Here is a 13,086-nt window from a genome sequence, read left to right as displayed (position 1 = left end):
CCGCCCTGCTCGTCGTCTTCAGCAGGCATGGCCCATCAGCAGAATTCGACGAACACTGCACCCTTGGTCAGGACTAGGCAATTGCCTAGTGTGACCCGAGACACACGATGTCAAGGTGAATTCAGTACCGGACGCAGCCCCGTCCGGAAAGCGGGTCCCACCGATTTGGTCCGACAGCCCTCGGCTTTCTCGGTAGGCGCCCACTCTTATCTGGAGGACACCCATGACGGATATGTTGGATGCTGCCCGCGGCACCGACCAGTTCGCGAACATCCGCGCCGCCCTCGACGACGCGCTCGTCGAGGACCCGGAGACCGGCCGCTACCAGGTGCGGCGCAGCGTCTTCACGGACGAGCAACTGTTCGAACTCGAGATGACGCACATCTTCGAAGGCAATTGGATCTACCTCGCGCACGAGAGCCAGATCCCGAACGTCGGCGACTACTTCACCACCTACATGGGCCGTCAGCCCATCGTGATCACCCGCAACAAGGACGGCGAATTGGGTGCGCTGATCAACGCATGCAGCCACCGCGGTGCGATGCTCTGTCGCCGTAAGACCGACAACCGAACCACCTTCACCTGCCCGTTCCACGGCTGGACCTTCAACAACAGCGGAAAACTCCTCAAGGCCAAGGACGCTCGCACCGGTGGCTATCCGGAGCAGTTCAACAAAGACGGCTCACACGACCTGACCCGGGTGGCGCGGTTCGAGAACTATCGCGGCTTCCTCTTCGGCAGCCTCAACCCCGACGTGCTGCCACTCGAAGAGCACCTCGGTGACACCACGAAGGTCATCGACATGATCGTCGATCAGTCACCTGACGGACTCGAAGTTCTGCGCGGTGCATCCACCTACACCTACGACGGCAACTGGAAGTTGCAGACCGAGAACGGTGCCGACGGCTACCACGTGTCTTCGACGCACTGGAACTACGCCGCTACCACCGCTCGCCGCACCGCCGGTGAATCGTCCAACGAGACCAAAGCCATGGACGCCGGCACCTGGGGGAAGCAGGGCGGTGGATACTTCTCCTACGACTACGGCCACCTCCTGCTCTGGATGTGGTGGGGCAATCCCGAGGACCGACCCCTGTTCGAACGCAAAGCAGAACTGGAGGCTCAGTTCGGTTCCAAGAAGGCCGAATTCATGGTCGGTGCGTCGAGAAACCTCTGCCTGTATCCGAACGTCTACCTCATGGATCAATTCAGCAGCCAGATCCGGCACTTCCGTCCGATCTCCGTGGACCAGACCGAAGTCACCATCTACTGCATCGCGCCCAAGGGAGAGAGCGCCGAAGCGCGCAGCAACCGCATCCGTCAGTACGAGGACTTCTTCAATGCCAGCGGTATGGCCACCCCGGACGATCTCGAAGAGTTCCGTTCCTGCCAGAAGACCTACCAGGCAGCCGGCGCCCCGTGGAACGACCTCAGCCGTGGCGTCACACACCAGATTCCCGGTCCGAACGACGTCGCGAAGGATCTCGGCATGAATCGCGTGCTCTCGAGCGGAGCCAAGACCGAGGACGAAGGCTTGTATCCCATTCAGCACGGGTACTGGCGCGACGCCATGCTTGCGGCCGTAGATGCCGAGCAAGCCGCTTCCAACCGGACCATCTGAGGACGATCACCATGACTGTCACCACCACCAATGCCGTCGCCCTCGAAACAGTGCAGCAGTTTCTCTACCGTGAGGCTCGCTATCTGGACGATCGCGAGTTCGAGAAGTGGATCGAGTGCTACCACCCCGATTCCGAGTACTGGATGCCCGCATGGGCGGACGACGGCGAGCTGACCACGGACCCGGCCGCAGAGATCTCCCTGATCTACTACCCGAATCGCGGCGGTATCGAGGACCGCGTGTTCCGAATCAGGACTGACCGTTCCAGCGCGACAAGCCTTCCCGAGCCCCGCACCGGTCACAACATCACCAACGTGGAAGTGATCGAAGAACGCGGCTTCGTCGTCGACGTCCGCTTCAATTGGTTCACGCTGTACTTCCGCTACAACACAGTCGACACCTACTTCGGCACCTCGCACTACACGATCGACTTCTCGGGCGAGCAGCCGTTGATCATGAAGAAGAAGGTAGTCCTCAAGAACGACTACATCCATCACGTGGTCGACATCTACCACTTCTGACACGACTTCCCTTCGAATCGAGCTGTTTCCCATGAGCATTCAAGCTGCGCCGACCTTTCAAGTAGCCCTGAGTTTCGAAGACGGCATCACCCGCTTCGTCGAATGCAACACCGACGAGACCGTCGCGGACGCATCGTACCGCGCACGAATCAACATTCCGCTCGACTGCCGCGACGGAGCATGTGGCACCTGCAAATCACTCTGTGAGTCAGGTACTTTCGACGCCGGCGACTACATCGAGGAGGCCCTGACGGACGACGAGGCCGAGCAGGGATACTGCCTTCCGTGCCAGATGGTGCCGGAATCTGATCTCGTGCTGCAGATTCCCACCACGTCGGCGGTCGCCAAGACCACTGCCGGTTCGTACACGTCCACCATCACCGAGATCATTCGCCATTCGGATTCCACGGTGGGTTTCACCGTCGCAGTCGACAACCGCGCAGATCTGGTCTTCCTCCCCGGTCAGTACGTGAACATCCTCGTTCCCGGAACCGAAGCGACGCGGTCGTACTCGTTCAGCTCCGGCCCTGAGGTCGCGTCGGCGTCGTTCCTGGTCAAGATCACCCCGGGTGGTCTGATGTCCGAGTATCTCAGTCAGCGTGCGCAGGTAGGCGACACTCTCGAATTGACCGGACCGATGGGTAGCTTCTTCCTCCGGTCAGGTCAACGGAGAGCCCTACTGCTTGCCGGTGGAACCGGCTTGGCCCCGCTGCTCTCCATACTGGAGAAGATGCGTACCGAAAGCTCCACTCGGCCCGTCCATCTGGTCTACGGCGTCAGCTCCAACACCGATCTCGTCGAACTCGACAAACTGCACGACTACGCGAAGTCTCTACCCCAGTTCACCTTCGACTACTGCGTATCCGATCCCGACAGCACAGCACCGAACAAGGGCTATGTCACGGGCTTGATCGAGCCCGATCACCTCGACGACGGCAACGTAGACGTCTACCTGTGCGGCCCGCCGCCGATGGTCGAAGCCGTACGTCTGCACTTCAAGGACGTATCGATCACACCCACGAACTTCTACTTCGAAAAGTTCAACAATGCGGCAGCACCGGCTGATTCACCGGCAGCCTCGGCCGAAGAATCAGCTGCCGGCACGTACGAGATCGGTGAAGAACATCTGCCGGTCACGGAGTCGGACGCACAGTTCGACGCTCGGATGGCCCTCGAACTCGGAGCAATGGAACTCACGATCGGCCGCCTCACTCCGGCACAGTTGACGGAGTACCGCATTCTGGCGGAGAACTCGGCTGCTTCCATCGACCGCGATCACTTCACGGACGCAGCGGCATTCACCGAAACCAATGCCCTGTTCCACGACTTCCTCTTCCGCTGCACCGGAAACGAAGTGCTGCTGCAGGCATACCACCGTCTCGAGGTCACACAACTGATGAACCGAGTGCTCCGCACCGCCGATTGGGTGGACGAACATGTCGCGGAGGATCACTCACGTATCGTGAGTGCATTCGAGCAGAATGATCGCGCCGCGGCCCGTGATCTGATCGTCCAGCACAGCGAACACGCCAAGTCGACGATGCACCGCGCAATCACCGACGCTCGGGAAAGTGTGGCGTCGTGAGCACGAGATTCTTCGCCGGCCGGTTCGACGACCGGGTCGTGGTCGTCACCGGAGCGGCTCAGGGGATCGGGCGCAGCGTTGCCGAAAGAGTCTCCGCAGAAGGTGGTTCCGTCGCGCTTGTGGATCGAGCTGAACTGGTTCACGACATCGCGACACCGCTGGAGCGTTCCCATTCGGTGACCGCGGACCTCGAGACGTTCGAAGGTGCCCAGAATGCAATAGATTCCGCATTGGAGCGCTTCGGACGCATCGACGTCCTGATCAACAACGTCGGTGGGACCATCTGGGCCAAACCCTACGAGCACTACACGCCGCAGCAGATACAAGCCGAGGTCACACGATCACTGTTCCCCACGCTCTGGACGTGTCGCGCCGTACTGCCCCATCTGATCGAGCAGGCGAGCGGCACCATCGTCAACGTCTCCTCGGTCGCCACCCGCGGTGTCAACCGTGTTCCTTACGCGGCGGCCAAGGGCGGGGTCAGCGCGATCACCGCTGCACTGGCGATGGAAGTCGCACAGTACGGAATACGCGTCGTGGCAACCGCTCCCGGCGGAACCGAGGCGCCACCACGCGTCGTGGCACGCGGGCCGGGTGCCGAGACCGACGAGGAGAAGGCCTGGTACCAGCAGATCGTCGACCAGACCGTCGACTCGTCGCTACTCAAGCGTTACGGCACCCTGGACGAACAGGCTGCTGCTATCACTTTCCTTGCCTCCGAAGAGGCTTCGTATGTCACCGGAACGGTTCTGCCCGTCGCCGGTGGCGACCTCGGCTGAATCCAGCCTCCCCCGATTCCTGATCTCTCGAACGGAGATTCGCCATGTCCTCGATCGAACGTGGTTCCTGGGCCAGTGCCCGCCATCGCTCGTCAGTGTTGTGGGTGGTCACCATCGCCGCCATTGCCATTCTGTTCGACGGATACGACCTGGTCGTGTACGGCACGATCCTGCCCGTACTCATGGACGACCCCAGCCATATCGGCACCTTGACCGCATCTCAGGCCGGCGCGTTGGGTTCGTATGCACTCGTCGGAGTGATGGTCGGCGCACTGACGTGTGGAGCTATCGGCGATCACTTCGGTCGCCGAAAGATGATGCTGGTCAACATCATCTGGTTCTCGGTCGGAATGGCACTGGCAGCGTTCGCCACCAGCATCACCACCTTCGGTCTGCTGCGGTTCTTCACCGGCATCGGAGTCGGTGGGCTTGTCGCCACCGCCGGAGCCATGATTGCCGAGTTCGCGCCGCCGGGACGCCGCAATCTGTTCAACGCCATCGTCTACAGCGGTGTCCCGGCCGGTGGCGTCATGGCTTCCGTCCTGGCGATCGTTCTCCGTGATTCCATCGGATGGCGCGGACTGTTCCTCGTCGGCGCCCTGCCATTGGTGTTCCTGTTCCCACTCGCCTGGTTCAAACTGCCCGAGTCTCCCGCGTGGCTGATTGCTCGCGGACGTGTCGACGAAGCTCGCGCCATTTCCTCGAAAACCGGAATTCCATTGCCTGCCGGTACAGATCGACCCAACGACGCCGTAGCTGAGAAGGTCGGCTTCCGAGCGTTGGCGAGCAGACAATATGTCTGGGGCACCGCGCTTCTCGGCCTCATGAGCTTCGCCGGCCTCCTCCTGACCTACGGACTGAACACCTGGCTGCCCAAGATCATGGAAAACGCGGGATACAACGCGAAGGGTTCGCTCTCGTTCCTGTTGGTACTCAACGGCGGTGCCATCATCGGTGGACTTCTCGCCTCCAAGATCGCGGACGTCACCGGTCCACAGCGGGTTGTCGCAACCACCTTCGGCCTGGCCGCACTCGCCCTGCTCCTGTTCACATTCGGGTTCCCGCTTCCCGTACTCCTCGCCTCCGTTGCCATCGCGGGTGTCGGAACCATAGGTACTCAGGTTCTGATCTACGGATTCGTGTCCAACTACTATTCGACGGCCGCTCGGGCCGCAGGTGTCGCGTGGTGCGCCGGATTCGGACGTCTGGGCGGGATATTCGGGCCACTGATCGGCGGAAGTTTGATCAGCGCCGGAATCAGTTCCGAATCGGCGTTCTACGTCTTCGCCGGCATCGCGGTGATTGGCGCCATCGTCACCTTCTTCGTGCCGAAGCAAGCACCCGACCTGGGTGCCACTGCACTTCGATCCGATGGAGACCGTGCCGAAAAGGAAACCCGTGGTGAGCCCGGCGTTACGGTAGTCGGGTGACACTTCGTGACCTGTTGCTCGGCCGAGAACGCGAGCTCGCCGTTCTCGGCCGAGCCTTGGCCGCGGCAGAGACAGGAGTGCCGACTCTCGTGCTGGTCGAGGGCGATGCCGGTAGCGGTAAGTCCACTCTCGTCGACCGGTTCGCCGAAATCTCTTCCGCTCATACGCTCCGCCGCGCTCGTGGGCTGGAGTGGGAATCGAACACTGCCTTCGGAGTGATCGATCAACTACTCGAACGTCCGGTTTCCAACTCGGACCCGGTCGCCGTTGCACACGAGATCGTCGACGCAGCGGAGCAACTGACCCTGATCGTCGTCGACGATGCCCATCACAGCGATGTCAGCTCGCTTCAGGCAATCACCTCCGCCCTCCATCGAGGCCGAACGGCACCACTGCTGTTCGTCCTCGTCGCCGAGGAAACGCCGTTCCTGCGCGAGGATGTCAGGCAGATTCTCGACCTGCACTGGTCGACGCGATTGCACATCAGCCCGATCGACGCACCCGTCATCATCGACATCGCGCGCATGCGAAGCGGAATCGACCTCAGCTCCGGCGTCGCGCTTGCCCTTCAGGACTTCACCGCGGGCAACACACTCGACATCGTCTCGCTTCTCGACGAGCTGCCACCTACCTATTGGACCCAGTGGCACCGAACTTTGCCCGTCCCTCGCCATCGTGCAGTATCGATCGCCGCCGCCCTCGCTACGTGTTCGGCGGGAGCACTAACGTTGATCGAAGCCGCAGCAGTTGTCGGGCGCAGCACGACGTTGTCGCATCTTGCTCAGCTGGCCGAAATCGACGACGTGGTCGGCGCCTTGGACAGCGCCTTCGCCAGCGGCCTCCTTTCTGTCCACGAGCAGCACGGCAGCACCGAGGTGTCACTGAGCAGCACGATGGTCACGGCCGCAGTGCGCGGGGCGTTGGGACCCGCGCACTTGCATCTGCTGCACACACGCGCAGCCGAGATCGCTTGGGGAGAAGGTGAACGGCTTTTCCACCTTGCCGCTGCCAGCACCACCCATGACGAGGACCTCGCCGCCGAACTCGTTGCGTACGCATCACTACGAGCATCCGACGGCGCGTGGTCGGAAGTCGCCGACGCCATGGTCACGGCAAGCCGTCTCACCACGGCCCGAACCGAACACGAGGACCGACTGCTCCGCGGAGTCGACGCGCTGACCGGATCGGGTGACATCCCCCGCGCCATGGTCTTCGTGCCGGAGATCGAGAGTATTTCGCGCGGGCCTCTCCGCGACGCCGTCCTCGGCTACCTCGCCATCCATAGAGGGCGACCGACCGAGGCCGCCGATCTTCTGACCAGAGCGTGGGACAGCTGCAGCGTGGATCGTGAGCCAGGCATCGCTGCGATGATCGCCCAACGAATGGTCCTGCATTCTCTGGCTCGGCTCGATGGCACGGCGCTCGTCGAGTGGGTTGACCGCGCAGTCGAATTGGTGGGCCCTTCTGATCCCGCAGCAGTGGAGTCCGAAGCGATCAAGGGTCTCGGGCTCGGTGCTACCGGAAGAACCGAGAATGCGCTCGCGGCATACGCCGAACTCTCCGATCGTGTCCGCCCCGGAGCCCAAGCACAGCGCTTCCAGATGGGACGCGGATGGCTCGAGCTTGCGTTGGACCACCCGGAGTCCGCCAGACGCGACCTCGAAAGCGCGGTGTCCACAGAGTTTTCCAGTGGTTCGGCAAGAATCTCACTGTGGGCACAGGCCTGGCTCGCCCGCACTCAATTCGCTCTCGGCGCCTGGGACGAAGCGCTCTCGACCGTCGAGGGCGCCGGTGCCGAGGTGGATCGGTTCGAGATCGAGATCATCCGGCCGTTGGTCCACTGGTCGGGAGCACAGATTCACGCTCTGCGCGGCAACTGGGAACTGGCCCGTGACCATGTGCGACGTGCGTACGCCGGCATTCACGCCTACGAAATCATGTATGTTCCTGCACTTCTCGCCAGGGCCCAGGTTGCCGAGGCCGCCGCCGACTACGCCGAAGTTCTGGTGGCGCTGGCTCCGCTCACCTCGAGCAAGGCGCAACAATGGCTCGACGAGCCGGGCTTCTGGCCGTGGGTCGATCTCTACGCCAATGCATTGGTCATGGTCGGGCGAGCTGATGATGCCGACGCCTTTCTGCAACCACACGAGCAGACCGCACGACGTCGGGAGCACCGCTCAGCTGCGGCACGTCTCGGCTACGTTCGCGGCCGGATCCACGGCGCACGGGGCGAACTCGACTCGGCAAGAGAAAGTTTCGATGCTGCACTACTCGGCATCGAGACGCTGCCGCTCCCCTACGACCGAGCCCGAATCAATTTTGCCTACGGCCAAACTCTCCGCCGGGCCGGGAAACGCGCGGAGGCCGACGTCGTCCTCCGCGCCGCCCGCGAGCTGTATCACTCGTTGGGCGCCGCTACTTACGTCGAGCGCTGCGAGCGCGAACTCCGCGCGGGCGGGTTGAACCTCTCGCGGACGGAGAAGGGAATCACCGACCTGACCCCGCAAGAACGAGCCGTCGCCGACCTTGTCGCAGCGGGCAAGTCCAACAAGGAAGCTGCCGGCGAATTGTTCCTCTCCGTCAAGACCATTCAATATCACCTCACGCGCGCGTACGCGAAACTCGGACTGCGATCACGGAGCGAACTCGCGGCTTTGTTCCGCGACCGAGGGCTTTCGGATCCGCATCAGGAGAACTGAGAACATGCCGGACACTTCGACGACCGCGCCCGTTCGCGTCGTCACCGAGCCACTCCCGCAACCGCTCTACGGCCCGAAGCGGGTCTTGCGCGACTTCGGCGGAACGTCCATTGCCAACGGAATCATCGGCATCGTCTTCTCGGCCACCGGGCCGGTGGCGGTCATTCTCGCTGCGGGGTTGGCGGGTGGACTGAGTCAAGCCCAATTGGCCTCTTGGCTTTTCGGTGCCTTCTTCGTCAACGGCATTCTCACCATCACGGCTTCCTGGCTGTACCGGCAGCCGCTGGCCTTCTTCTGGACGATTCCCGGAACCGTTGTCGTCGGAGCGTCGTTGGAGCATCTGCCGTGGGAGCAAGTGCTCGGAGCGTTCTTCGCGACCGGCGCCCTGATCTTGATGTTGGGATTGACAGGGTGGGTCACACCGATCATGGCCGCATTACCCTTGCCCATCGTAATGGCAATGGTGGCAGGCGTTTTCCTTCATTTCGGAACGGATTTGGTCGAAGCGCCCGCCCACGACGCGGTGATCGCTCTGCCGATGATCGCCACCTTTGTCGCTCTGAGCATGTTCACCAAGCTGGGAAGATTCGTTCCGCCCGTTCTCGGCGCGTTGATCGTCGGCGTGGTCGTGATACTCGCGGCCGGAAGATTCAACTCCGCCGGCGACGCGCACGAGTGGCTGGCGCATCCGATACTGACCACGCCAACCTGGTCTTGGCAGGCCATGATCGAACTGGTTGTACCGCTGGCGATCACAGTCGTCGTCGTCCAGAACGGCCAAGGAATCGCAGTCCTCCGCGCAGCGGGTCATCAACCGCCGATCGGGGCGGCAACGGTTGCCTGCGGTGTGTTCTCTCTCGTGAACGCGGCGGTGGGTTGTGTCTCGACGTGCCTTACCGGGCCGACGAACGCATTGCTCACGGCGTCGGGAGAGCGGACACGCCAATACACCGCCGGAATCTTCTGCGGCTTACTCGCCGTCGTCTTCGGACTGTTCGCCCCGACTTTCGTCGCGATGATGTTGGGAACTCCGACGGCATTCATCGTCACTCTGGGTGGTCTGGCCATGCTCAAGGCCTTACAGGGAGCCTTCGTGACCGCATTCGGCGGGAAATTCACCTTCGGCGCTTTGATCGCGTTCCTCGTGACGATCTCCGACATCGAACTACTCAATATCGGAGCCGCTTTCTGGGGACTCGTCTTCGGGGTCATCGCCTCGCGCATGCTCGAGCGAGCCGACTACACCTGACATGCGAATATTCGCATACTCGACTTTGACAATCATTTACATTAAGCAGTAGATCTATACCCATGCACCTCAACACCCGCATGTCGCGGCGCCTCACCCTTGCCACATCAGTAGGCCTCTCACTCGCCCTCGTTACGGGTTGCTCGTCCGACAACAAGGACTCCGCCCAGTCCGAAACCACGACCACGACGTCGGCCGCACCAACCGAACAGGCCTCGGCAACACCACGTCTCGCCGTGTCGTACGACGGCGGCGTCCTGGTGCTGGATGCAACTTCCCTCGACGTGGTCGGCGAGACCGAGATCGACGGCTTCACCCGACTCAACCCGGCCGGCGACGGTCGCCACGTCATGATCTCTGCCGGCGAAGCATTCAAGGTGCTCGACACCGGCACGTGGTCTTCGGCTCACGGTGATCATTCTCATTACTACACAGCCGATCCCGCGATGTCCGAGGTCGAGTTCGCAGCCAACGAGCCCGGACACGTCGTACGCCATGCCGGAAAAACCGTTCTCTTCAACGACGGCTCGGGACTCGTCGAGATCTTCGATCCGGCGCAGTTGGCAAAACGCCAACCCCGCGTCGAGACGTACACCACGCCAGAACCCCATCACGGCGTTGCGGTCGCACTTGCCGACGGCAGCCTGTTGACGACCATCGGAAATTCGGAGTCCCGCAACGGCATTGCCATCCTCGATGCCGACCGCAAGGAAATCCTGCGCAACGAACAGTGCCCCGGTGTCCACGGCGAAGCAGTCGCTGCCGGCGAAGCCATCGTGCTGGGCTGCCAGGACGGGTTGCTCGTGTACAAGAACGGAGCGATCACCAAGGTCCAGAGTCCGGATGCATACGGCCGCATCGGAAATCAGGCAGGCTCGGAGGAGTCGGACATCGTGCTGGGTGATTACAAGACCGACAAGGACGCCGAACTCGAACGTCCGCAACGGGTCTCGCTGACCAACACGACGACGTCCGAACTCAAGCTCGTCGACCTCGGCACCAGCTACACCTTCCGCTCACTCGGCCGCGGACCACACGGAGAGGCACTGGTGCTCGGCACCGACGGCGCCATCCACGTCATCGACCCGAACACCGGCGTCGTCACCAAGAAGATCGCCGTCATAGACGCATGGACCGAGCCCACCAAATGGCAAGAGCCCAGGCCCGCGCTCTTCGTAGAAGATCACACCGCTTACGTCACCGACCCAGCGTCGAAGAAGCTGATCGCAGTCGACCTCGAGGACGGCAGCATCCTGACCGAGACCACTCTCGATCACGCCCCCAACGAATTGACCGGTGTCACCGGCTGATTCAGATCCTCACCTCAGGCCCCCATCTCACACCGAGATGAGGGCCTGAGCCGTTCTCGTGCTTCGCCTACTGACCAGGGAATCTCATACCCAGGCAATCCCCGAGGTGCTACGACGCGCACCTCAGAGAATCGAAGCCGTTGTCGCCAGCTCTGCTGGAGCTGAGCGATGAGCAGGACCACGATTGACCGCGGCACAAGTCAGCATGGAATAACTCCGTGTGGAGGTTCGTTGGAGATGGTGTCGGTGTTCGGTTCTTTGCCCCGGGTACCACCCCAGAATTGCCACTTCGAGTGGCCACTTGCCGAGAGGCGCAAGACGGGCACCGACGCGCTGGAGCCGCTGGACACCTGCAGGTGTCCGGCGGCTTCGTCGTGTCCGGGGTCGGACCTCGGTCCGTGACGGTCGAGGTCCACGATGTCGACCGCCGAATCTGCAATAACCGAAAACGCGTGGTTTTCCTACCGGAGGGTGGACACTCGATCATGCGCCAAAGCAGCTATGACCGTCCCTCTGCCGACAGGGCACTCCGATGGCTACTGCTGACATGGGGCCTCGGCAACTCTGTGGTGTGGTGGATCCACCTTTCACGGCGAGGCAGTCGTGCAGTCGAGACGTCACCGATACAGCCGGGCCCGTTCGGGGAGGCCAACTGGCTCGATATGGGAGGTTTCCTCGCATACTCCTCGGCCGCAACCTTGTTGATCATCGCGATTTGGTACGTCGCGGCCCGCAGGTGATCCGCACCGATAGAGTCCATGACATGGACGCCCTTTCACAGTCCGAACGGGAGAATTCGCTAGAGACCGACCGACTGCTTCTGCGACCGTTCCGTGTGCCCGATGCCGTTGTCTTGCGGGAGCTCTGGGGTGAGCGCGATCCTCGTGTCCCACCGCATCGTCGGATCGATTCCGATGGTCGACCCTCCATCGGAGACATCGAGGACCAGATTCGCAGTCGCTCACACCAACCCGGTCTACTGGCGGTGGAGCGTAAAGGATCCCATGACGTCATCGGCTACTGCGGCCTGATCGAGACTGAGCACGGACCTGACGGAGAGCCTGAACTGGCATTCGAATTTCTCCGTAGGGCATGGTGTCAGGGATATGCGACTGAGGCCTCATGGGCGGTAAATTAATGGGCGCAGGCATCAGGCTATCGACGTCTGTGGGCCACGGTCCGTGACTGGAACGGCGCTTCTCGCCGTGTGCTGGAAAAACTCGTATTCGTGGCGACCGACCATGCGGAGCCTCACGAAATCCACGGGGACCTGCTGTTCACGACAAAGGCACTGTGACTGCCTCGGCGACACAGGACTCGATGCCGCAATGACGAAGGTGCTGCGACGCGGTGACTCGGAACGCGCGCCACAGCACGGGGAGTAGCTAGGCCGGGTTTTCGCCGGCAGCGACGTCGAGGATCCACGTCACCCCGAACGCATCGGTGAGCATGCCGAAACCGGGGCTCCACGCCGCGGCGGCAAGACCCTCGATGATCGATGCACCAGCAGAGAGTTTGGCCCAGTAGTTCTGCACCTCTTCGAGGGTTTCACCGCGAACCGAGACGAAGAACGGTTGGTCAGTGATCGTGGTGCCGTTCTCGCGGTGTGTCGAGCCTGCGTTGCCGGCCGAGCCGCCCGACTGTCCAGGGATGTCGTATGCCATCACACAGAAGCCGTCCTCTGTCTCCACCTGGCCGAACACGACGTTCTCAGCGCCGGGCACCTCCTTGGGCATCCCGAAGTCGCCGTAGGTTGCGATCGTGACCTGGCCACCGAAGACGGACTGGTAGAACTCCAGAGCCGCGCGGGCGTCTCCGCGGAAGTTGAGGTGGGTCGTTGTCTTGATGCTCATGTCTGCTCCTGGTGCGAACGTCGCTCGGGTTTTCCCTGA

Annotated in this window: 10 protein-coding genes; 9 read left to right on the top strand and 1 reads right to left on the bottom strand. The window is 62.1% G+C overall.

Annotation, left to right across the window (positions count from 1 at the left end; all coding sequences use genetic code 11):
- Positions 1-223: 223 nt before the first annotated feature.
- From benA to ATN37_RS33235, 9 genes are all read left to right on the top strand, one after another.
- Positions 224-1,621, top strand: coding sequence for a benzoate 1,2-dioxygenase large subunit (benA, locus tag ATN37_RS24510; protein ID WP_042447174.1), 1,398 nt, complete (start codon positions 224-226; stop codon positions 1,619-1,621).
- Between the two features lie 11 nt (positions 1,622-1,632).
- Complete coding sequence (gene benB, locus ATN37_RS24505) at positions 1,633-2,142, top strand: benzoate 1,2-dioxygenase small subunit (protein ID WP_003939939.1); 510 nt, start codon at positions 1,633-1,635, stop codon at positions 2,140-2,142.
- A 31-nt stretch (positions 2,143-2,173) separates the two neighbouring features.
- A complete protein-coding gene (gene benC, locus ATN37_RS24500; protein WP_063315590.1) occupies positions 2,174-3,727 on the top strand; it encodes a benzoate 1,2-dioxygenase electron transfer component BenC in 1,554 nt (517 codons plus the stop codon).
- On the top strand, positions 3,724-4,506 hold the full coding sequence (locus ATN37_RS24495) for a 1,6-dihydroxycyclohexa-2,4-diene-1-carboxylate dehydrogenase (protein WP_007729779.1): 783 nt from the start codon (positions 3,724-3,726) through the stop codon (positions 4,504-4,506). The genes benC and ATN37_RS24495 overlap by 4 nt, the downstream gene beginning before the upstream one ends.
- A 44-nt stretch (positions 4,507-4,550) precedes the next feature.
- Entirely contained in the window at positions 4,551-5,936 is a 1,386-nt protein-coding gene (locus ATN37_RS24490; protein ID WP_047271892.1) for an aromatic acid/H+ symport family MFS transporter, read from the top strand.
- Positions 5,933-8,635 carry a helix-turn-helix transcriptional regulator gene (locus ATN37_RS24485; protein WP_063315589.1) on the top strand — a complete coding sequence of 901 codons (2,703 nt, stop codon included), beginning with the start codon at positions 5,933-5,935 and terminating at the stop codon, positions 8,633-8,635. The genes ATN37_RS24490 and ATN37_RS24485 overlap by 4 nt, the downstream gene beginning before the upstream one ends.
- 4 nt (positions 8,636-8,639) lie before the next feature.
- Complete coding sequence (locus tag ATN37_RS24480; protein WP_218695718.1) at positions 8,640-9,884, top strand: benzoate/H(+) symporter BenE family transporter; 1,245 nt, start codon at positions 8,640-8,642, stop codon at positions 9,882-9,884.
- Between the two features lie 62 nt (positions 9,885-9,946).
- Complete coding sequence (gene aztD, locus ATN37_RS24475) at positions 9,947-11,194, top strand: zinc metallochaperone AztD (RefSeq protein ID WP_007729787.1); 1,248 nt, start codon at positions 9,947-9,949, stop codon at positions 11,192-11,194.
- 532 nt (positions 11,195-11,726) lie between these two features.
- Positions 11,727-12,332: a GNAT family N-acetyltransferase gene (locus tag ATN37_RS33235; protein ID WP_374103525.1), complete on the top strand. Its 606-nt coding sequence runs from the start codon at positions 11,727-11,729 to the stop codon at positions 12,330-12,332.
- A 247-nt stretch (positions 12,333-12,579) separates the two neighbouring features.
- Here the strand turns inward: ATN37_RS33235 and ATN37_RS24465 are convergent, their stop codons facing one another.
- Positions 12,580-13,047, bottom strand: a complete 468-nt coding sequence (locus tag ATN37_RS24465) for a VOC family protein (RefSeq protein ID WP_007729793.1) — start codon at positions 13,045-13,047, stop codon at positions 12,580-12,582.
- Positions 13,048-13,086 lie beyond the last annotated feature (39 nt).

It is taken from the genome of Rhodococcus sp. MH15, from assembly GCF_019266045.1.
Classification (GTDB): Bacteria; Actinomycetota; Actinomycetes; order Mycobacteriales; family Mycobacteriaceae; genus Rhodococcus_F; species Rhodococcus_F qingshengii.
Note: the sequence above shows the minus strand (reverse complement) of the source record. Positions and strands in the feature narration are given on the sequence as shown.